The sequence below is a fragment of the Acinetobacter pittii genome, from assembly GCF_034064985.1.
GTDB lineage: Bacteria > Pseudomonadota > Gammaproteobacteria > Pseudomonadales > Moraxellaceae > Acinetobacter > Acinetobacter pittii_H.
Genome location: NZ_CP139249.1, coordinates 2,852,407 through 2,872,248, shown reverse-complemented (window position 1 = coordinate 2,872,248; position 19,842 = coordinate 2,852,407). Strand labels below are relative to the sequence as shown.

The 19,842-nt window shown below is 40.1% G+C and carries 22 protein-coding genes; 19 read left to right on the top strand and 3 right to left on the bottom strand.

The genetic code is table 11. The features are described 5' to 3' along the window. Positions 1-267 precede the first annotated feature (267 nt). Positions 268-1,266 carry a CobW family GTP-binding protein gene (locus tag SOI76_RS13780; RefSeq protein ID WP_104079308.1) on the top strand — a complete coding sequence of 333 codons (999 nt, stop codon included), beginning with the start codon at positions 268-270 and terminating at the stop codon, positions 1,264-1,266. A 45-nt stretch (positions 1,267-1,311) separates the two neighbouring features. Here SOI76_RS13780 and dctA read toward each other — a convergent pair whose 3' ends face one another. Then, a complete protein-coding gene (gene dctA, locus SOI76_RS13775; RefSeq protein WP_104079309.1) occupies positions 1,312-2,574 on the bottom strand; it encodes a C4-dicarboxylate transporter DctA in 1,263 nt (420 codons plus the stop codon). 189 nt (positions 2,575-2,763) lie between these two features. Here dctA and yaeQ point away from each other — a divergent pair, with 189 nt between their 5' ends. From yaeQ to pgaD, 5 genes are all read left to right on the top strand, one after another. Further along, entirely contained in the window at positions 2,764-3,294 is a 531-nt protein-coding gene (gene yaeQ / locus SOI76_RS13770) for a YaeQ family protein (RefSeq protein WP_002117684.1), read from the top strand. A gap of 87 nt (positions 3,295-3,381) precedes the next feature. Continuing rightward, positions 3,382-3,720, top strand: a complete 339-nt coding sequence (gene fbp, locus SOI76_RS13765) for an FKBP-type peptidyl-prolyl cis-trans isomerase (RefSeq protein ID WP_002117532.1) — start codon at positions 3,382-3,384, stop codon at positions 3,718-3,720. 243 nt (positions 3,721-3,963) lie between these two features. Then, positions 3,964-5,958, top strand: coding sequence for a poly-beta-1,6-N-acetyl-D-glucosamine N-deacetylase PgaB (gene pgaB, locus SOI76_RS13760; RefSeq protein WP_104079310.1), 1,995 nt, complete (start codon positions 3,964-3,966; stop codon positions 5,956-5,958). A 13-nt stretch (positions 5,959-5,971) separates the two neighbouring features. Next, on the top strand, positions 5,972-7,231 hold the full coding sequence (pgaC, locus tag SOI76_RS13755) for a poly-beta-1,6-N-acetyl-D-glucosamine synthase (protein WP_104079311.1): 1,260 nt from the start codon (positions 5,972-5,974) through the stop codon (positions 7,229-7,231). Positions 7,232-7,314: 83 nt separating this feature from the next. Continuing rightward, positions 7,315-7,734: a poly-beta-1,6-N-acetyl-D-glucosamine biosynthesis protein PgaD gene (gene pgaD / locus SOI76_RS13750; RefSeq protein ID WP_044100554.1), complete on the top strand. Its 420-nt coding sequence runs from the start codon at positions 7,315-7,317 to the stop codon at positions 7,732-7,734. Positions 7,735-7,834: 100 nt separating this feature from the next. On the opposite strand, the gene SOI76_RS13745 is transcribed toward pgaD, so the two are convergent. Next, on the bottom strand, positions 7,835-8,623 hold the full coding sequence (locus SOI76_RS13745; RefSeq protein WP_104079312.1) for a crotonase/enoyl-CoA hydratase family protein: 789 nt from the start codon (positions 8,621-8,623) through the stop codon (positions 7,835-7,837). A gap of 245 nt (positions 8,624-8,868) precedes the next feature. On the opposite strand from SOI76_RS13745, the gene pnuC reads away from it, so the two are divergent. Next, the gene (gene pnuC / locus SOI76_RS13740; RefSeq protein ID WP_005075405.1) at positions 8,869-9,450 is read left to right on the top strand and encodes a nicotinamide riboside transporter PnuC; all 582 of its coding nucleotides are present in this window, start codon (positions 8,869-8,871) and stop codon (positions 9,448-9,450) included. Positions 9,451-9,464: 14 nt separating this feature from the next. Beyond that, positions 9,465-9,764, top strand: a complete 300-nt coding sequence (locus SOI76_RS13735; RefSeq protein WP_104079313.1) for a hypothetical protein — start codon at positions 9,465-9,467, stop codon at positions 9,762-9,764. Between the two features lie 45 nt (positions 9,765-9,809). Here the strand turns inward: SOI76_RS13735 and SOI76_RS13730 are convergent, their stop codons facing one another. Beyond that, positions 9,810-10,622, bottom strand: a complete 813-nt coding sequence (locus tag SOI76_RS13730) for an IclR family transcriptional regulator (protein ID WP_032055101.1) — start codon at positions 10,620-10,622, stop codon at positions 9,810-9,812. Between the two features lie 273 nt (positions 10,623-10,895). Between SOI76_RS13730 and ndoA the strand changes: the two genes are divergently transcribed. Genes ndoA through nadX form a run of 11 tightly spaced genes read left to right on the top strand, consistent with a single transcriptional unit; the run spans position 10,896 to position 19,838 of the window. Further along, a complete protein-coding gene (ndoA, locus tag SOI76_RS13725) occupies positions 10,896-11,201 on the top strand; it encodes a non-heme iron oxygenase ferredoxin subunit (RefSeq protein WP_002117586.1) in 306 nt (101 codons plus the stop codon). 27 nt (positions 11,202-11,228) lie between these two features. Next, on the top strand, positions 11,229-11,528 hold the full coding sequence (locus SOI76_RS13720; RefSeq protein ID WP_016141937.1) for a recombinase-like helix-turn-helix domain-containing protein: 300 nt from the start codon (positions 11,229-11,231) through the stop codon (positions 11,526-11,528). A gap of 16 nt (positions 11,529-11,544) precedes the next feature. Then, on the top strand, positions 11,545-12,612 hold the full coding sequence (locus SOI76_RS13715; RefSeq protein WP_104079314.1) for an aromatic ring-hydroxylating oxygenase subunit alpha: 1,068 nt from the start codon (positions 11,545-11,547) through the stop codon (positions 12,610-12,612). Next, on the top strand, positions 12,605-13,369 hold the full coding sequence (locus SOI76_RS13710) for an SDR family oxidoreductase (protein WP_104079315.1): 765 nt from the start codon (positions 12,605-12,607) through the stop codon (positions 13,367-13,369). The genes SOI76_RS13715 and SOI76_RS13710 overlap by 8 nt, the downstream gene beginning before the upstream one ends. An 11-nt stretch (positions 13,370-13,380) precedes the next feature. After that, on the top strand, positions 13,381-14,310 hold the full coding sequence (gene mcpII / locus SOI76_RS13705) for a VOC family protein (protein WP_104079316.1): 930 nt from the start codon (positions 13,381-13,383) through the stop codon (positions 14,308-14,310). Between the two features lie 28 nt (positions 14,311-14,338). Continuing rightward, on the top strand, positions 14,339-15,550 hold the full coding sequence (gene thcD, locus SOI76_RS13700) for an NAD(P)/FAD-dependent oxidoreductase (protein WP_104079317.1): 1,212 nt from the start codon (positions 14,339-14,341) through the stop codon (positions 15,548-15,550). Positions 15,551-15,592: 42 nt separating this feature from the next. Continuing rightward, entirely contained in the window at positions 15,593-16,816 is a 1,224-nt protein-coding gene (locus SOI76_RS13695) for an MFS transporter (RefSeq protein WP_104079318.1), read from the top strand. Between the two features lie 22 nt (positions 16,817-16,838). Then, complete coding sequence (locus SOI76_RS13690) at positions 16,839-17,360, top strand: cupin domain-containing protein (protein ID WP_104079319.1); 522 nt, start codon at positions 16,839-16,841, stop codon at positions 17,358-17,360. A gap of 36 nt (positions 17,361-17,396) precedes the next feature. Next, positions 17,397-18,221, top strand: a complete 825-nt coding sequence (locus SOI76_RS13685) for an alpha/beta fold hydrolase (RefSeq protein ID WP_104079320.1) — start codon at positions 17,397-17,399, stop codon at positions 18,219-18,221. Between the two features lie 15 nt (positions 18,222-18,236). Then, positions 18,237-19,031 (top strand): SDR family oxidoreductase, encoded by a 795-nt coding sequence (locus tag SOI76_RS13680; protein WP_002132569.1) that lies wholly within the window; start codon positions 18,237-18,239, stop codon positions 19,029-19,031. A 15-nt stretch (positions 19,032-19,046) separates the two neighbouring features. Further along, on the top strand, positions 19,047-19,838 hold the full coding sequence (gene nadX / locus SOI76_RS13675; protein WP_045900867.1) for an aspartate dehydrogenase: 792 nt from the start codon (positions 19,047-19,049) through the stop codon (positions 19,836-19,838). The last annotated feature ends 4 nt before the right edge of the window (positions 19,839-19,842 follow it).

Genomic DNA, 19,842 nt, shown 5'->3' with positions numbered 1-19,842 from the left:
ATATTTCTTTTTGAGTGAAAAAAAACCAAATTGTTTACGTAAACCTAACACTTTGGCATGAATTGTGAATATACTTAAATAGGATATTTCGTTTGAATTATAAATATCAAAAGTTAATTTAGATAATTGATGAGATGTCTGTCACATATTTGGGGCTTTAGCCCAATAATTGAAAAGTATATCTTCAAAGTGAAAAACCATTTTCATGCTACTTAAACAGTGATATACCTTTCTTAGTTTTTTAAACCTTGTTGATTTGAGCCGCTTGTGAAACTGATTGCCCAAAAAACTGTTCCTACCCATATTATCTCTGGTTTTTTAGGGGCAGGAAAAACCACATTATTACAGCATTTACTAAGCCAAAAGCCTAAAGATGAGGTTTGGGCGGTATTAATGAATGAGTTTGGGCAAATTGGAGTAGACCAACAACTCTTACCTCAAGATGAAGGATATGCAGTCAAAGAACTATTAGGTGGTTGTCTATGTTGCAGTAGTCAATTGCCTATGCATATTGCTTTAGCTCGACTGTTAAGTGAACAAAAACCAGATCGGCTCTTTATTGAACCGACTGGACTTGGGCATCCTTCTCAGTTATTTGACCAACTGACTGAACCTCATTGGCAAAGTAGTTTAGCCATGCGAGCGTTGATTACGGTGGTCGATGGTAGTCGTTTGCATGATACCAATTGGGTTAAACAAAACCTTTATGAAGATCAGTTAAAAGCTGCCCAGATTGTGGTGGTGTCACATACCGATGTGATGACTTTTGAAGATGATCAGGCGCTTGAGCTATTAAAAGGCGAATACCAGCCTTATCACCAAGAGTGGATTAAAACTGAACATAGTCAGTTAGCCTTAAATAAAATTGATGTGGCTGCTCGTTTAACCGAGCGATCTATACAACCTTTACTTAAACTTCAAAAGCAAATGACTGAAACCGAAGTCACAAAGGAAATTCAGCAATTACCTTATCATTATGTCGAGTCGGCACAAGGTTATATTGTGGCAGGTTGGAAATTACCTAAACGCTGGAAATTCGATTTTTATGCTTTGCTAGACCTATTATGTGCGCAGCAGGATTGGCTAAGAATCAAGGGAATTTTTAATACAGATCAAGGTTGGAAAGTTTTTAACTTTAATCCTGATCAGTTTAATTATAAGTCGGGCGAAGAGGGTATTGATAACCGTATTGAAATCATTAGCCAACATAACCATGATTGGTTGGCTTTTGAAACAGCATTACTTGCCTGTCAGCTTGAAGAATAGAGAACATTAAACCAAAAGTAATTCAATGTTCTCTGAAGAGTGGGATTAAAGTTTGCTATCTAACACAGCTTTAGCTTGGGCATGGTCAATATCTTTTTCCCAGTGAGCAATCACTACGGTCGCGACACAGTTACCGATTAAGTTGGTACAGGCACGAATAATTCCAATAAACCAATCGACTGAAAGTAGCAGCACTAAGCCAATTGCAGGGAGACTTGGTATCACTGAAAGTGTGGCTGCAAGAATAACTAAGGCCGAGCCGGGTATGCCGTGTGCGCCTTTCGATGTAATAAGCGAAACCAATAAAATAGCCAGTAAGTCGTGCATAGACAAATTAATATTGCAGGCTTGCGCTATAAAAATCACACCTAACGTTAAATAAATTGAAAACCCATCCAAATTAAATAAATAACCCGTTGGAATAACCAAACCCACAGTTGAATCTTTAATTCCCAAATTTTTGAGCTTTTTCATAATTTGAGGAAGAACAGAGTCAGAAGAAGCTGTACCTAAAACAATTGCGAGTTCATCTTTAAAATAGCCTACAAATTTGAAAATATTGAAACCGGCAAGTTTTAAAATCGAACCTAAAACAATAACGACAAATAAAATGCAGGTTGCATAAAACAGTAAAACTAAATAACCCAATTGTAAGAGCGAATCTAAACCAAATTTAGCAGTGGTATAGGCCACTGAACCAAATACACCAATTGGGGCTAAACGAATAATGAGCCCCATAATTTTAAAGAAGACTTCCGAAAAAGCTTCAAGTGCTTGACGTACCAGCTCTGCTAAATGTTTAGGAATTAAAAGTAGGGAAACACCAAATAAAATAGCGATTAATAAAACTTGTAAAATATCGCCGTTTGCAAAAGCGGCAGTGAAGGTTTTGGGAATAATATTGAGTAGAAATTCCGAACCTGTATGCATTTCATGGGCACGTTCGGTATAGGTACTTAAATCTTTTGCATCTAAATGGCTAATATCGATATTCATACCGACGCCCGGTTTAAATACATAGGCCACAATAATGCCTAAAATTAAGGCAATACTGGTCACCACTTCAAAATAGAGAATAGTTTTTGCACCGACTTTGCCCATTTTTTTAATGTCGTTTGCACCATAGATTCCCAGTACAACCACACAAAACACAATTGGTGCAATCAGCATCTTAATTAAAGAAATAAAACCATCACCTAATGGCTTTAAAGATAGGGAGAAATCATGAAAGCCGATTCCAACTGCAACCCCAAGAAACAGAGCACAAAGAACCTGTAAAAATAAACTACGCTTGAGCTTTAGCCACATAAGTCATCAATTTTAGCAAGAGGAGAATATTTCTCTTTCAAGCAAAAAGTCGGCCAACTATAAAATAAGCTGAGCGTTTTGGAAGAATATGCAAATTTCACGTGACGAGGCTTTGCATTGTTCAGTTTTTTTATAATTTTTTACCCAAAATCGAGTATCCTTAGCGCCAAATTTTTGGACATATTAATCATGGCGCTTAAAGCAACAATTTATAAGGCAGACTTGAATATTGCCAATATGGATGACCATATTTATGGTGATTATCAACTGACGCTTGCCTTGCATCCTTCGGAAACTTTAGAACGCTTAATGGTTCGTTTGATGGCTTTTGCCCGTTTCGCAAGTGATGAGCTTGAGTTTACTAAAGACCTTTTTGAAACTGATGAGCCAGCGTTATGGCAAAAAGATTTAACGGGTCAGTTAGAAACATGGATTGAAGTTGGATTACCATCCGAAGATAAAGTCAAAAAAGCCAGTGCGCGCTGTAAAACAGTTGCACTTGTTGTGTATGGCACACAAGTCGAAGAATGGTGGAAACGAAACAGTAAAATTAAAACGTTAAGTAACGTTCAGGTGTGGCAAATTGCCCCTCAAAGTACAGCAGAGCTTGAACAACTTTGTGAACGTACAATGCAGCTTCAATTAAATGTCATGGACAACGAGTGGACGCTTTTAGGTGAAAAGGGTCAGGCAAGTGTTGTGTGGACACAGTTACAGTAACATAGAAAAGCGCAACAAATTCTACAGATTCAGTTGGTACACTAAGTACCAATTGCGATTTTAAAGATTCAGATTAAGGGGTAAACCATGTCAAATGAATTAGAAATTATCGATTTAAAAGTAGGCGAAGGCAAAGAAGCGGTTAAAGGTGCTTTGATTACAACTCACTACACAGGTTGGTTAGAAGACGGCACAAAATTTGATTCTTCAATTGACCGCGGTAATTATTTTGAATGCGTAATTGGCACAGGCCGTGTAATTAAAGGTTGGGACCAAGGCATTATGGGAATGAAAGTTGGCGGCAAGCGTAAACTCATCGTGCCTGCTCATTTAGCTTATGGTGAGCGTAAAATGGGTAAGATTATTCCTGCTAATTCTAATTTAATTTTTGAAATTGAATTATTTGATGTCAAAACTCGTGACTAGTGAAAATTTAAAGCCCTTTAGGGGGCTTTCTTGTTTATATGAGCTTTAAATATAAATACATTATTAATTTATATTTTAGCTTTTTGAATATTTAAGATTATTTTCAGATTATTTGATTATAAATGCTGACTGAAAAACTGTTCATTTATAGGCAGTGTGATATTAAGACCAAATTTCAAAAAGTTTGTGGCTTAACATCAAATTTCACATAAATAATCTATATTGATATTGAGACGCTATTTCATGACTATCCGCTTTGCATCTCCTTTGTTGAACATATCACTTGGCTTGGCCTTGGCAGGTTTGTCAGGCATGGCATTAGCTAAACCACCTAAACTGGACGCTTCAACACTTACGGTGATTGGTTATCATGAAATTACCGATACTAAAAATGCCTTAATTCCTCAATATGCAGTGACCACTCAACAATTTACACAGCACGTTGAATGGCTACAAAAAAACGGATTCCATTTTATTACGGTTGATCAGTTGATCCGTGCTCATCAGGGTAAGGCTCAACTGCCTACAAAACCAGTTTTATTAACTGTAGATGATGGTTATCAATCTTTTTATCAAAATGCTTATCCAGTCATTAAAGCTAAAAAAATTCCGGTTGTTCTAGCTGTTGTAGGTTCATGGTTAGAACCAAAAGCAGGGCAGAAAGTTGATTTTTCAGGGGAAGAAATCCCACGTGATAAAATCTTAAGCTGGGGTGAGCTGAAAGAGATGCAGGATAGTGGTTTTGTAGAAATTGCAAGCCATAGCTATCATTTACACCGCGGTATTACAGGCAACCCGCAAGGTAACTCTGAACCAGCTGCAACAACTCGTTTTTATGATGTTAAAACTCAAACCTACGAGAACGATGAACAATATCAATCACGTATCTATAACGACTTAAAGAAAAATAACGAGCTACTCAAAGCACATGGCTTACGTTCACCACGTATTATGGTGTGGCCATATGGTCGCTATAATATGCAAACTGTCCAAATTGCGAAAAAATTGGGTATGCCAGTGACTATTACACTGGATGATGGGGCTGATCACGCAAAACAATCTCTACAAAATATGAGCCGTATTTTGGTAGAAGGCGATATGACGACTGATGATTTGGCTCAAGAAATTAAAAATCGTGAATTGAATTTAACGGATAACAACCGTCCGCAAAAAATTATGCATGTCGATCTGGACTATATTTATGACCCGGACCCGAAACAGCAAGAGCGTAATTTAGGTCACTTGTTAGACCGAATTAATGCGATGGGTGTAAATACCGTTTATTTACAGGCTTTTTCAGACCCAGATGCGAATGGTTCTGCCGATATGGTTTATTTCCCGAACCGACATATTCCAATGCGTGCTGACTTGTTTAACCGTGTAGCATGGCAAATTCAAACCCGTACGCCTGTAAGTCGTATTTATGCATGGATGCCTTTATTGGCATGGGAACTACCAAAAACTGATCCTGTTTCTAAGGAGTTGGTGGTGACAGAGCAAGCAAAAGCTGGTGAACACCTCAACATGGGGTATATCCGTTTAAGTCCGTTCTCAGCAGACGCACGCCAAACTATTCGTGAGATTTATCAAGATTTGGCTAAGTCATCTTCATTTAACGGAATTTTATTCCATGACGATGTCACCTTATCTGACTATGAAGATGCAAGCCCAGATGCCTTAAAAGCTTATGCGAAACAAGGTTTACCAACCGATTTGGCAAAAATTCGTGATAACGATCAAGATTTGCAAAAATGGACGGCATATAAGACAAAATATCTAGATGATTTTGCAATGCAACTTGTTGATGACGTGCGACAATATGAACCATTCTTGATGACTGCACGTAATTTGTATGCGCAAGTTGCTTTAAAACCATATGCAGAAAACTGGTATTCACAATCGCTTGAAGAGTCGTTAAAACGCTATGACTTTACGGCTATTATGGCAATGCCTTATATGGAACAGGTAGATAATGCTGATCAGTTCTATAAAGATATGGTTGATCGCGTGAAACAATATCCAAATGGCATTAAGAAAACCGTTTTTGAATTACAGGCAACTGACTGGCGTAAAAACGAAAAGGTACCTTCAACTGAAATGGCCGCAACAATTCATTCTCTTTATCAGCAAGGTGTCATGCATGTTGGATATTACCCAGATGACCCAATTAAAGATCATCCGGATGTGAACACAATGCATAAAGCATTTGCTGAAAAATCATCTCGTCTTGTGCCGTAGTTGAGGCTAAAACATGACAATCTTTGCTGCAATATGGTCGCATGCCTTAAAATTCGTTTTCTATTATCCATTATTCATGTCGTATTTATGGATGATTGGCGCGATCATTTTCTATTGGAAAGAACGTCAGGCCCCGCCTTACGATCAACCAGCTCCATTAGAGAGTTATCCAAAAGTCGCTGTGTTAATTCCTTGTTTTAATGAAGGGGATAATGCAGAAGAAACCATTAGCCATGCATTAAAACTGGACTATCCTCATTTTGAAGTGATTGCGATTAATGATGGTAGCTCGGACAATACAGGCGAGGTACTCGACCGTTTAGCAGCACAACATGAAAAACTACGTGTTGTTCATTTGGCTCAAAACCAAGGTAAAGCTATGGGGTTGCAAGCCGGAAGCTTAATGACCGATGCCGAGTTTTTAATTGGTATTGATGGCGATGCTTTACTTGATCCTCATGCAGCAAAGTGGATGATTCGTCATTTTCAGGAAAATCCAACAGTTGCAGCGGTTACAGGTAACCCGCGTATTCGTACTCGCTCAACTTTGCTAGGGCGTATTCAGGTCGGTGAGTTTTCTTCGATTGTTGGCATGATTAAACGTGCACAACGTACCTTTGGGCGCTTATTTACCGTATCGGGTGTGATTACCGCTTTTCGTAAGAGCGCTGTTCACCAAGTGGATTATTGGTCTCCAAATATGTTGACTGAAGATATCGATATTACTTGGAAATTGCAGCGAGCAGGTTGGGACATTCGTTTTGAACCGAATGCCTTGGTCTGGATTTTAATGCCTGAAACTTTAAACGGTTTGTGGAAACAACGTTTACGTTGGGCTATGGGTGGGGCACAGGTATTAATTAAAAATATTGATGTGTTCACCAAACCAAAATTAAATTTTTTATGGCCTTTAATGTTTGAGCTTTGCTTAACCTTAGTTTGGTCATATTTAATGCTCGCGATGGCTTTATTATGGTTGGTACATTTTATTTTACCGGTCCCTGCTTTAGCCGTTGTGAGCTCTCCATTTTTACCGTATGGTAGCGGTATTTTATTGGGGGCAACCTGTCTCATTCAGTTTGCTTTAAGCAAATGGATGGATAGTCGTTATGAACCAAATCTAGGAAAAAACTATTTCTGGATGATCTGGTATCCATTGGTCTTTTGGCTAATCACCATCTCGGCAACTATTGTGGCATTTCCAAAAGTTTTAAAACGTGGAGATGAGAAACGTGCGCGTTGGGTGAGCCCGGATCGGGGCATTCGTGGATGAAATGCAAGAGTCATGAGATTTTAAAGATCGTGCTGTATTGATGTCTGGGGAAAACCACAGCACTTCGTTAGGTAAAGAGAGAAATGAAGACAAATTCGTTGATTATTGATTTACGCCGTCAATTACCATGGCATAAGCGCTATGCTTCTACAACAAGCACAGCCATGATGTGGGCGGTTTGGTTGTTGCTGTGGCGTCCATTTGTACTGATCTGGGTTTTGGCTGAGCTCCAAAAAACACATTTGGTTCACCGTTTGTTTAGTGCCTTTGGTTTAGGCATTGAACATGGTATTACTGCGTTAATTGCTTGTGCAATTTGTTTATTGTTGTGGAGTCATGTGCTGCCTGAGCATCGTGTTGGTGGTAATGCGCTTAAAGCAAAACAGACTGATGATTATGCGCGCTATTTTGATTTACCTGAACATGAAATTGAGCAGGGACGTAGTCAGAAAATTACAGTCGTTCACCATGATGAACTAGGTAAAATCATTAGAGTTGAATAAAGCCAATTAATAAAAAAGCCCGCATCATGTGGGCTTTTTTTACGCTAATTTCGGAATACCCATAAGTTTTAAACTGTAGAGCGCAGTGCTTGAGCAGGTATTATTTACCTTTAAAAACAGGAGGTCTTTTTTGCAACATGGCAAACACACCTTCTTGAACATCTTCTGTTGTGAGCAATGGTTGAAGATGGTTTTGCAATTGCTTAAAGGCAACCTCGTAACCTTCATTAATAGCTTCACGAGCAGAGGCGAGGGTCGCTTTTACAGCAAGAGGAGCAGCTTGCGCAACATGTTCAGCAAGTTCTATTGCACGATTGAGCTGAGAACCTTCTGGACATATTTCGGTAATCAGGTTCATATCAAATGCTGCTTTTGCATCGAAAGAGTCACCAGTGAGTAAATAACGCATGGCTTTGGCCCAACCCGCGGCTTGGGTAAAACGCGCAGTAGCTCCGCCAAAAGGTAAGATGCCACGTTGAACTTCCATCTGAGCAAATTGTGTATTTTCACTCGCAATCGTAATATCTGCGTTGAGGAATAATTCTATACCAGCTGTATAACAATAACCTTGTACTGCCACAATCAAAGGCTTACTGAGCTTTCGGCCTATTGTGCCCCAAGGGTTAATCTCATTTTCACTAAAATCAAAAACACCTGTAGCGAGCTTGGGTTGTAACTCAACTAAATCTAATCCGGCCGTAAAATGATCACCATGAGCAAAGATAACAGCACAGCGCAGGGCATCATTATTTTCATATTCGGTGAGCGCTAGTGATAAGTTTTTGATCATGTGACTATCAAAAGCATTACGTTTTGCTGCCCGATCTAAACCAATTAAAAAAATATGTCCGCGAGTTTCACGGCTGACCTTTCCTTCTTGATTTGACATATTGTCATGCTCTTTATTTGTCTTTAATCATGTTTTAAACAATCGTTTAAAAACTAGCAAATATAATTTGTTCGCGACTTGATCAGTATTTTTTGTTTATCTACTGAAATAAATCGACAGCATTAGAAAAGAATAAAACTTCAGACAATGCCAATTTGCATCATTTATTTAAATTAGCAGTTTGCTTCGCTTTATATTTTTCTCATAATACTTCGTCAAATTGATCTCAATAAGCAGCTGTTTTTATGTCACCTCTAGAAATCTTTGCAGTCTTGATTAGCCTGATTGGAGTCGGATTAACGGTAATCCGTAATATGTGGTGTTGGCTGTTTAATTTTTTTGCCTTTGTTTTATATGCCTATTTGTTTTACGAATTTAAGCTATATGGCGAAACGATTTTGCAGTTCTTTTTTATGGTCGTAAATTTTTATGGCTTTTACTACTGGCTCAAAGGAAAGCAGCAAGATCATGACATTCGTATAGAGCCAATAGCTCCTAAAGTTGCAATTTTTCAAATGATCATTGCCGCGGTAGGTGGCTTGCTTTTTGGCTTAATTCTTAAAAACTTTACTGATGCAGCAGTTCCTATGCTCGACTCACAACTTGCCGCATTTAGTTTACTTGCAACGTATTGGACCAGCCGAAAACATATTGCGACTTGGATACTTTGGGTATTTGTCGATATTATTTATGTCGGTATGTTCATCTATAAAGATTTATTTTTAACAGCCGCTTTGTATGCAGCATTTGTTTTGATGGCAGCTTATGGTTGGTATCAATGGGAAAAGGTTAAAAAGAAACAGCTTTTAGCCTCAAACCAGCTTTAATTTGGAGTGTGATCATGTTGTTGAGCTTAGAGGCCTATAAACAACAACAGTTTGATCAAATTGCTGCAAAAATAATGGCAGAGCCAAAACAGTATTGTGAATTTAATTCTGTATCAGATTTTTATAACGCTGCATGGCTCAACGGTTTTCCACATGGTAGCCAGATTTCTGCTACCGGTTTAGATGATGGTGCCGAAGAGTTTTATGCAATTATTCAGTTTAAAGAGCAGTATTTAAAATTTGATATTAAAGAAAATGATTCGACAATTATCTTTAAAGATATGAATGAGAACGTTTTAAAAAGTAATTTTTAATTTATGAAATAAAATCTAAAAAAAAGCGACTTCACGTCGCTTTTTTTAATAAATAAATTTGGAAATTTTATTCGCTGTTTCAACAACTAAACTTGCGATATCTTCTTTAAATGTTCTTTCATCATAAGTCGTAATTGGACAACTTACAGAGATAACAGCAACCATTTTACCATTTGACTGTTTAAAAATAGGCGCCGCGCAGGCTGCCATATCATGGTTGTAATGACCCCAGCTCACCATGGTTTTTTGAGTTTTTACGTAAGAGAGTCTTTGCAATAAAGCTTTTAAATTGGTTGGAGTCAGATCAGAAAAACTGTCCCAATCACTAAAATTGCGGTAACGCTGACGTACTTCCGTTTCAGGTAAATCTGATAAAAGCATTTGACCGATGACGGTTGCATGGGCAGGCCAGCGAGTTCCTAGACTAATGTTGCTCGTGAAGGTTCCCATCGACTGGATATTATTCACAAAGACAATATGAGTGCCTTCTAAAATTGAAAGATGTACAGCGAGTTTAGTTTGGTCACGTAGTTCTTTCATTAAAGGTGTCGATAAATCAAGTAATGAAAGTTTAGATAAACTGTTAAAACCAAGTTCCATAACTTTTGAATCGAGAGCGTAAGTTTTTTGAGATGCTTTTCTTAAATAGCCACAAGATTCGAGTGTATAGATCAGACGAAATGCACTAGAACGGTTCACTTCTAAAATTTCAGCAATTTCTGTAATGGTCATTTCTTGCGCTTGTTGATTAAATGCTTGCAAGATAGCTAAACCCCGTACAAGTCCGGGTACTAAATATCGATCATCATTTTTTGTTGTTTCCGATTCTTGCGAATCTTCATCAATTGCTATGCTCATTCGTGTCATTTTCCTATAAATAAAACATGATTCAATTTGGGGCATGCTGCTTTATTTTATAACTATTGTAATTGTTAAAAATGCATAAAACAATTTTTATATTTAAAACTTTGTTTCCTTCTTGAAACGTAACAAAATATTTAAAAATTAATAAATCAATGAATTTTATATTTATTTTTACTTTGACAAAAAATGATCAAGAGGATTATGCTTAGCTTGTGTTTTGAAAATCAAATTATGTTTTGTATATAAAACAAAATGAGGACGCAAGGTATGAGTTGGATCTCAGTTTGTCAGCAGGGTGACGTTAGCGAAGATGAGCCGAAAGCCATCGAAATTGAAGGGAAAAAAATAGGCGTATTTTTTGTCGATGAAAATTACTTTGCTATCGAAAATGTTTGCCCTCATGCGTATGCCTTATTAACCGAAGGATTTATCGAAGATCAGACTGTTGAATGTCCATTGCACGAAGCAATTTTTGACATTCAGACAGGTGAGCTAAAAAGTGGACCAGGGTGTAGAAACCTATGTACGTACCCAGTTCGTGTTGAAGGACAGGATATTCAAATTCAACTCTAGTCCTCACATGTACAAGGAAGCAGAACAATGAAGACATTTAATGAAAAGTTGGCAAGCTGGATTCATGCAACGCCGGCAACCGAAGCAGGTATCAACAATATTCAAGTTCCAGGTCAATCTGAATTATTGGTTTGGCAGACACGTTATAAAGAGCCAACTCTCTATGAACAAGATTTTGTAAAGAACTTGATTCAGGCATTTTCTGCGGGCGCAACTGAGTTAGATGATGTTGTTTCTGCACTTAATCAACAGGGCTTCCGTTGTGAATCTGGTGATGAATGGACTTCTGCAAGCTTTACAGAAGAAATGCAACGTTTAGGTTATTGATTCAGGGAAGAATAAAATGAACGCAATCGTATCAACTTCACAAAGCGCTGAAGAATATTTAGAACTTGGTTTACGTGACCAATGGCACCCGGTTTTAGCAAGTTGGGAAGTCGCTGCTAATCCAGTCGGAATTACCCGTTTAGGCGAAAATATTGTGGTTTGGCGTGATGCCGAAGGTCAGGTTCACGCGCTTGAAGATCGCTGTCCACATCGCGGTGCTCGTCTTTCACTGGGTTGGAATTTGGGTGACCGAGTTGCTTGCTGGTATCACGGTGTTGAAGTTCGTGCTGACGGTGTTGTTGCTGATGTGCCAGCCGTTCATGAATGTCCAATGACTGGTACTAAATGTTTAAAGAACTATCCTGTCATTGAGCAACATGGCGCAATCTTTATCTGGTTTGGTATTGATGCAAATGAACAACCAGCGTCGCTTGAGTTTCCAGAGCAACTTGCAAGCGAAGAGTGGAGTTCATTCCTTTGCCAAGCGGACTGGAAAGTAAACCATCAATACGCAATTGATAACGTGATGGACCCAATGCACGGGACCTATTTGCACTGTACTTCACACTCTATGGCTGATGGTGAACGTACTGCAGAGATGAAGCATCGTACAACCGACAAAGGCTTTGTTTTTGAAAAAGAAGGCCAAACAGGTGTGAACTTCGACTGGGTTGAATATGGTTCAACTGGTGCAAGCTGGTTACGTCTTTCAATTCCTTACCGTAAACAATTTGGTCCGGGTGGCGAATTCTGGATTGTGGGTTATGCAACGCCGATTGATGCCAATAATACTCGTGTATTTTTCTGGCGCTGCCGTAAGGTAAGTGGTTGGCAACGTAATGTATGGCGCTTCTTATATCGCAATCATTTAGAACAGTTGCATTGGGATGTATTGGAACAAGACCGCATTATTTTAGAAAACCTTGCGCCAAATGCGCGTGCACGAGAATTCTTATATCAACACGATGTAGGGCTTGCACGTTTACGCCGTTTAATGAAGAAAGAAGCTGAAAAGCAATTAAAGAAAATTGCTGCGCTAAATGCATCAAACCGTATCGAGATGCAGGAAGAAGCTCATGGCTAATGTAGCGTTGTTGCAAGGCAAAAAAGTTTTAGTGACTGGTGCTGCGCGTGGTTTAGGCCGAGATTTCGCTCAAGCCATTGCCGAGGCTGGTGCTGAAGTTGTGATGGCAGATATTTTGTCTGACTTGGTGCAACAAGAAGCGCAAGCGTTACAGCAACAAGGGCTAAACGTTCATGCAGTAACAGTTGACCTTGCCAATGCAGACTCTATTGAAAATGCGGTTGCAAAAAGCGTGGAAGTATTACAAGGACTAGACGGACTTGTGAACTGTGCGGCACTGGCAACCAATGTCGGTGGAAAAAATATGATTGATTATGATCCTGAACTTTGGGATCGGGTCATGAATATTAATGTGAAAGGCACATGGCTCATCAGTAAGGCATGCGTTCCCCATCTAAAGCAATCGGCTACTGGCAAAATTATTAATGTTGCTTCCGATACAGCACTTTGGGGCGCACCGAACTTGATGGCTTATGTGGCAAGTAAAGGTGCAATTCTTGCCATGACACGTTCAATGGCAAGAGAGTTGGGACAGTTCAATATCTGTGTCAACACCTTGTCACCGGGCCTTACTCTGGTTGAAGCAACCGAGTATGTGCCACAGGAACGTCACGATTTATATGTCAACGGAAGAGCGATTCAACGTCAGCAACTTCCACAAGATTTAAATGGAACAGCATTGTATCTACTGTCGGATTTGTCCTCTTTTGTGACAGGTCAAAATATTCCGGTCAATGGCGGTTTTGTCTTTAACTAAGGAGTAGTCAAATGATTACAGGGATCGAAATTTTAAAGTTTGGAGTTGAAGATAGAGCCGCTTCAAACAAGTTTTTGGCAGATTTTGGTTTAAGCCAAAGTAGTTCGGATATTGAAGGCACAGATCTTTACCAAACCCAAAATGGCAGCAAAATTTATTTATTTAATTGTGATGATGAGCGGTTACCGACTGCTATTGAACAAGGTTCAACTTTACGTGAAGTGACTTGGGGCGTTGATAGTGCTCAAGACCTTGATGACTTGGCAGCTCGTTTGGCCGATGTAGAAGGTTTTAAACGTACTGAAAATACAGTTCAGTGTCTTGACCCAAATGGGATGACCATTCGTTTTGAACAAAGCTTTGTTAAAGAAGTACCTGAACTTAAAACGGAAGGTATTAACCAGTACGGCAACATTCAACGTGTGAATGCCGCAAGTCCTGTCTATGAAAAGGGTCAACCTGTTGCGATTGGACACGTGGTGTTTTTCACACCGGATTTGGCAACAACTGAAAATTTCTATATCGAGAAAGTAGGCTTTCATTTATCGGATGCCTATAAAAATCGTGGCGCATTCTTACGTTGCCGCGGTGAAGGTTATCACCACGATTTATTCTTGCTTAGTGTTCCAAATAAACCTGCTGGCTTAAATCACGTAGCGTTTGTCGTTCGTGATATCCATGAAGTGATTGGGGGCGGTTTAAATATGAATCGTTCGGAATGGTCAACTTTCATTGGACCGGGACGTCATCCAATTTCTTCTGCTTATTTCTGGTATGTCAACTCACCATTAGGTGGTGCATTTGAATATTACACCAACGATGATTATTTGACAGAAGAATGGCAGCCACGTGTAGAAGAACATCGTCTAGAGCTTTTCACCGAATGGGCGATTGAAGGTGGTCTTGATGACACAACCCGCCGTCAGGTGAAGCCTGTTTAACAGGGATTGCTTTACAAGGAAGATGGCTATGGAAAAGATCGTAATTGTAGGTGCCGGACAGGCAGCGGGTTGGGCAGTAAGTACCTTACGTCAAAATGGGTATGTGGGTGAAATTCATGTGGTTTCAAATGAAGATCAAGTGTTTTATGAGCGTCCGCCACTATCTAAGCAAGTACTTTCAAAAGAAGCAACTTATGAAAGTTTGAATCTGTTCTCTCCTGAACAGGTTCAAGAGTTCAACGTTCAATGGCATAAACCGGAAATTGCAACAAAAGTCGATCGTGAACAAAAACAGGTTCATTTAGAAAGTGGCCAGATTTTGCCATATGACAAATTGCTGATTGCAACCGGAAGCCGTGCACGTGTACCGGTCAATACATGGCAGTTTATTCCAAATGTTGTGACCTTACGCAATGTGCATGACTGTGAACGTTTGGCTGAAATTTTAAAGAATGCAAAAAATATTGCTGTGATCGGCGGTGGCTGGATTGGTTTAGAAATTGCTGCAACTGCACGTAAGCAAGGTAAAGATGTTCATATTTTTGAATATGGCGACCGTTTATGTGCAAGAAGTGTGAGTCCGGAAGTTTCTGCATTTTTAAAAAATATGCATGAGGCCCAAGGCACAAAAATTCACTTAGACAGCAAGAGCCTTCATTTGGTTGAAGCACCTAATCAAAAAGTTGAAGTGGTGAACCATCCTGAAAATAGTCAGTTGTTTGACTGTGTTGTAGTAGGTGCCGGCGCTGAGATCGCGAAAGAGTTAGGGGTACACGCTGGTCTCGATGTGAAAGATGGCATTGTGGTGAATTGTTTTGGACAAACCTCAGATCAAAACATTTATGCCGCAGGCGATGTCGCAATTCATCCGGGCTTGGGTTATTGCATTCAGTCTTGGGCAAATGCACAAAATCAGGCGATTGCAGCAGCAAAGTCGATGCTCGGAATTGAAACTGAATATAGCGATATTCCATGGCTTTGGTCTGATCAATACCACTTCAATATTCAAATTTTAGGAACGTATCAGCCTGAAAAAACCAAAGAATTGGTGATTCGCCAAGGCGGTGAAGATCAGGTGAGCTATTTATATCTGGACCATGAAAATCGTTTGCTCAACATGATTGCTATTAATGATTCTAAACTGGTCAAACTGGCAAAACGTTGGATGCAAGCCAACACCGTTTTAGATCCAAAACTGTTAGCAGATTCTGAATTTAATGTCATGAAGTTAAAACCGTAAACATTAAATCTGGTTCTCATTACCAAATCGAAGGAATGACACATGAGTAATGAAGAGAAAAGTGGATTGAAGCATTGGGTACCTGCTTTTGTCCTTATGGTGTGTGTGGTACTGGCGTTTTTCGACAAGATTAGTATTGCGGTTTTATTTTCAGATCCTCATTTTCAAAGTGCAATGGGAATTGCTGAAGATAAGGCCAAGCTCGGATGGCTCATGACAAGTTTCTTACTTGCTTATGGTTTTTCATCAGTCTTTCTAAGCTTTTTGGGTGACATTTTTAACCCAAAGAAAATGCTGTTCTGGAGCGTAACGTCGTGGGGCGTACTCATGTTCTGTATGGGGTTCACCACCAGTTATTCAGGCATGTTGATTTTACGTGTACTGCTTGGTTTAGCAGAAGGCCCGTTATTTGCCTTGGCTTATACCATTGTTAAGCAGACTTATACGGACCGTCAGCAGGCACGTGCTTCTACCATGTTCTTACTTGGAACGCCAATAGGTGCATTCCTTGGGTTCCCGATCACTGCAAATGTTTTAGCACACCATGACTGGCATACCACTTTTTTTGTGATGGCTGGGTTAACACTAATCGCAATTTTCAGCATTGTTTTTGGTCTGCGTAACTTACAACTCAAGAAAACTGTTGAAATTGAGGGTGAAAGTAAACGTACTAATTTCAAAGGTCACATTGCCAATACTAAATTGCTGCTCAGCAACAGCGCGTTCTGGTTGGTTTGTCTCTTTAACATTGCGTTGATGACTTATTTATGGGGCTTAAATAGCTGGGTTCCTTCTTACCTTATGCAAGACAAAGGATTCAATCTCAAAGAGTTTGGGATGTATTCAAGCTTTCCATTCATTGCCATGTTAATTGGCGAAATTATCGGTGCATTTTTATCTGACAAGTTAGGCCGCCGCGCGATTCAAGTATTTAGCGGTTTATTACTCGCGGGCATCTTCATGTACGTAATGGTCATTATGACTGAGCCTCTATTGATTATTGCTGCCATGTCTTTAAGCGCGATGGCGTGGGGTTTTGGAGTAGCAGCTGTATTTGCTCTGCTTGCAAGAGTAACGACCTCAAATGTAGGGGCGACTGCGGGTGGAATATTTAACGGTTTAGGTAATTTTGCAAGTGCAATTGCACCTGTTCTTATCGGTTACATCGTGATGCAAACACATAGTTTTAATTTAGGAATTACCTTCTTGGCTGCCGTCGCTGTCATTGGGTCGTTGTTCTTGGTTCCTCTTTTAAAACGTTATTAATTCACTGTATAGGAGTTTAAAAATGACTACACAACAATTCGAATCATGGGCACAACCAGAAGGTACTTCTTTAGAAGATTGGTTAAACACGCGTATTGCTCGCTTTGAGACACGTAAATATGACTTCGATGCTTTGAAGTTCCAAGCAGATTACGACCCGAAATATCGCCGTGCACAAATGCGTTACATGGGTACGGGTGCAACAGGCGTTGCAAATGACGGTAACACCGTGCCAGCAGAAAACTTCACATTTTCAACCATGGTTCTGCCACCACAGTGTGAAGGTCCTTTGCACATTCACCACGATGTTGAAGAAGTATTCTTTATGCTTCGCGGCGAAATTGATTTGTTCATTGAGCACAACGGCGAAAAATTTGAAACCCGTTTAAAAGAGCGTGACCTGATTTCAATTCCACCGGGAATCTACCGAGGTCTATTTAACCCAGGTCAAGAAGATGCCTTGATGTGTGTGATGTTGGGAACAGGTAAACCAACCATTCCGAACTATCCACCAGAGCATCCATTGGCTCAAATCAAACGTTAATTGTTTGATGAAGTGAATGAAAGGAAAGAATTAAAAATGATGACACTCATTGAAAAGTTAGCAGAATTTCCGGTGAAAACCGTCACTGTTCAAGGCCAGCAACAAGCCTATCGGGAAGCCGGTCAGGGCGAGTACCTTGTGCTGTTGCATGGCATTAGTTCAGGTTCTGCTTCATGGGTGAACCAACTTGAAGTGTTGTCTCATCATTTTCATGTCATTGCCTGGGACGCACCGGGCTATGGCAAATCAGCTGAACTTTTAACGGATCAGCCCAATGCTACCGACTACGCAAAGCGTTTGGCAGCGTTATTCGATGTTTTAAAAATTGAAAAAGCGATTGTGGTCGGACACTCATTAGGCGCCTTACAGGCGAGTGCATTTGCTGCACTTTATCCAGAGCGAGTGAAACACTTGGTTGTCGCTAACTTGGCGCAAGGCTACCAACGCCACGATGAACAAACACAAATTCAGGTTTTTGAAAAAAGACCAAAAATGTTGAAAGAACTCGGTGCTAAAGGAATGGCCCAAAGCCGTGGACCTCATTTGATTTATAAACAAGAGCCACAAGCCTTAGCCTTAGTTTCAGAGGTAATGCAGCAGTTGACCTTACAAGGTTTCACACATGCATCGTACTTACTTGCATATGACGAAATACGTAATTACTTAACCGATTTAAAAGTCCCATGCACAGTCATTGCAGGGCAGCAAGATCAAATCACTCCTGCGTTAGGTATACAAGAGCTTGCTCAGGAATTGCAGTTGGAAAAGCGCTTCGTCATAGAAGATGCAGGACATTTAAGTTATGTCGACCAACCGCAAGCATTTAACCAAATTATGTTGACGATTCAGGAACAATCGTAAGAGAGATTAAGGATTATGAGCTTCCAAGTTGAAGGAAAAGTTGCAGTTGTTACCGGTGGCTCATCTGGGATTGGGCTGGCTGCTGTTGAAATACTGGTTGCAGAGGGTGCAAAAGTTGCGTGGTGTGGTCGCGATGAAGAACGTTTAAATGCTTCTAAGCGCTATATTTTAGAAAAATTTCCACATGCCAATATTTTTACCAAAGCATGTAATGTGTTGAAAAAAGAAGAAGTTCAGCAATTTGCCAAAGAGGTCAAACTCAATTTGGGCAATGTGGACATGCTCATTAACAATGCTGGGCAAGGCCGTGTTTCAAATTTTGAAAACACACAAGATGAAGACTGGATGAAAGAAATCGAGCTGAAATATTTCAGTGTTTTACATCCGGTAAGAGCTTTTCTTGACGACTTAAAACAGTCGGCAAATGCCTCAATTACCAATGTGAACTCGTTACTGGCATTGCAACCGGAACCGCACATGATTGCGACTTCATCTGCACGCGCTGCACTGTTGAATTTAACCCATTCGTTGGCGCATGAGTTTACTCAATATGGCGTTCGTGTGAACTCGATTTTACTCGGAATGGTGGAATCTGCACAGTGGAAACGCCGTTATGAAACCCGTTCAGATTTAAATCTGTCATGGGAGGAGTGGACAGGCAATATCGCAAAAAACCGCGGTATTCCAATGCAGCGTTTAGGCCGTCCAGAAGAGCCTGCACGTGCTTTAGTTTTCTTGGCATCACCATTGGCATCTTACACCACAGGTTCGGCAATAGATGTCTCAGGTGGTTTTAATAAACATTTATAAATATCAGGTGCTGTCATGAAAAAGTTGATGATGATTGGTTTTGGCGCAATGGCAGCAGAAGTGTATGCCCACTTGCCTCAAGATCTGCAACTGAAATGGATTGTCGTGCCATCTCGCAGCATTGAAAAAGTGCAGTCACAAGTCTCTTCCGAGATTCAGGTGATTTCCGATATTGAGCAATGTGATGGTACGCCAGACTATGTCATTGAGGTAGCAGGTCAAGCAGCAGTGAAAGAGCATGCTCAAAAAGTTTTAGCGAAAGGCTGGACCATTGGTCTGATTTCGGTGGGTACTTTGGCTGATAACGAGTTTCTGATTCAGCTTAAGCAAACTGCTGAAAAAAATGATGCACATCTGCATTTACTTGCAGGGGCTATCGCAGGCATTGACGGTATTTCTGCTGCTAAAGAAGGTGGTTTGCAAAAGGTCACTTATAAAGGCTGTAAAAGTCCAAAAAGTTGGAAGGGCAGTTATGCAGAGCAATTAGTCGATTTAGACCATGTTTCAGAACCTACGGTCTTTTTCACAGGAACTGCGCGTGAAGCTGCGACCAAATTTCCAGCCAATGCCAACGTTGCAGCAACCATTGCGCTTGCAGGGCTTGGAATGGATGAAACCATGGTTGAGTTAACTGTTGATCCAACCATCAACAAAAACAAACACACGATTGTGGCAGAAGGTGGTTTTGGACAAATGACCATTGAACTGGTGGGTGTGCCGTTACCAAGTAACCCGAAAACATCAACTTTGGCTGCGCTTAGCGTGATTCGTGCTTGTCGCAACAGTGTAGAAGCAATACAGATTTAAGAAG

Coding starts and splice junctions, on each gene's coding strand:
- SOI76_RS13695 (WP_104079318.1), top strand. CDS start 15,593: ATGAGTAATGAAGAGAAAAGTGGATTGAAGCATTGGGTACCTGCTTTT.
- nadX (WP_045900867.1), top strand. CDS start 19,047: ATGAAAAAGTTGATGATGATTGGTTTTGGCGCAATGGCAGCAGAAGTG.
- pgaC (WP_104079311.1), top strand. CDS start 5,972: ATGACAATCTTTGCTGCAATATGGTCGCATGCCTTAAAATTCGTTTTC.
- SOI76_RS13720 (WP_016141937.1), top strand. CDS start 11,229: ATGAAGACATTTAATGAAAAGTTGGCAAGCTGGATTCATGCAACGCCG.
- SOI76_RS13715 (WP_104079314.1), top strand. CDS start 11,545: ATGAACGCAATCGTATCAACTTCACAAAGCGCTGAAGAATATTTAGAA.
- SOI76_RS13680 (WP_002132569.1), top strand. CDS start 18,237: ATGAGCTTCCAAGTTGAAGGAAAAGTTGCAGTTGTTACCGGTGGCTCA.
- pgaD (WP_044100554.1), top strand. CDS start 7,315: ATGAAGACAAATTCGTTGATTATTGATTTACGCCGTCAATTACCATGG.
- SOI76_RS13710 (WP_104079315.1), top strand. CDS start 12,605: ATGGCTAATGTAGCGTTGTTGCAAGGCAAAAAAGTTTTAGTGACTGGT.
- SOI76_RS13745 (WP_104079312.1), bottom strand. CDS start 8,623: ATGTCAAATCAAGAAGGAAAGGTCAGCCGTGAAACTCGCGGACATATT.
- SOI76_RS13735 (WP_104079313.1), top strand. CDS start 9,465: ATGTTGTTGAGCTTAGAGGCCTATAAACAACAACAGTTTGATCAAATT.
- yaeQ (WP_002117684.1), top strand. CDS start 2,764: ATGGCGCTTAAAGCAACAATTTATAAGGCAGACTTGAATATTGCCAAT.
- SOI76_RS13685 (WP_104079320.1), top strand. CDS start 17,397: ATGATGACACTCATTGAAAAGTTAGCAGAATTTCCGGTGAAAACCGTC.
- SOI76_RS13690 (WP_104079319.1), top strand. CDS start 16,839: ATGACTACACAACAATTCGAATCATGGGCACAACCAGAAGGTACTTCT.
- ndoA (WP_002117586.1), top strand. CDS start 10,896: ATGAGTTGGATCTCAGTTTGTCAGCAGGGTGACGTTAGCGAAGATGAG.
- mcpII (WP_104079316.1), top strand. CDS start 13,381: ATGATTACAGGGATCGAAATTTTAAAGTTTGGAGTTGAAGATAGAGCC.
- pgaB (WP_104079310.1), top strand. CDS start 3,964: ATGACTATCCGCTTTGCATCTCCTTTGTTGAACATATCACTTGGCTTG.
- dctA (WP_104079309.1), bottom strand. CDS start 2,574: ATGTGGCTAAAGCTCAAGCGTAGTTTATTTTTACAGGTTCTTTGTGCT.
- pnuC (WP_005075405.1), top strand. CDS start 8,869: ATGTCACCTCTAGAAATCTTTGCAGTCTTGATTAGCCTGATTGGAGTC.
- fbp (WP_002117532.1), top strand. CDS start 3,382: ATGTCAAATGAATTAGAAATTATCGATTTAAAAGTAGGCGAAGGCAAA.
- thcD (WP_104079317.1), top strand. CDS start 14,339: ATGGAAAAGATCGTAATTGTAGGTGCCGGACAGGCAGCGGGTTGGGCA.
- SOI76_RS13730 (WP_032055101.1), bottom strand. CDS start 10,622: ATGAGCATAGCAATTGATGAAGATTCGCAAGAATCGGAAACAACAAAA.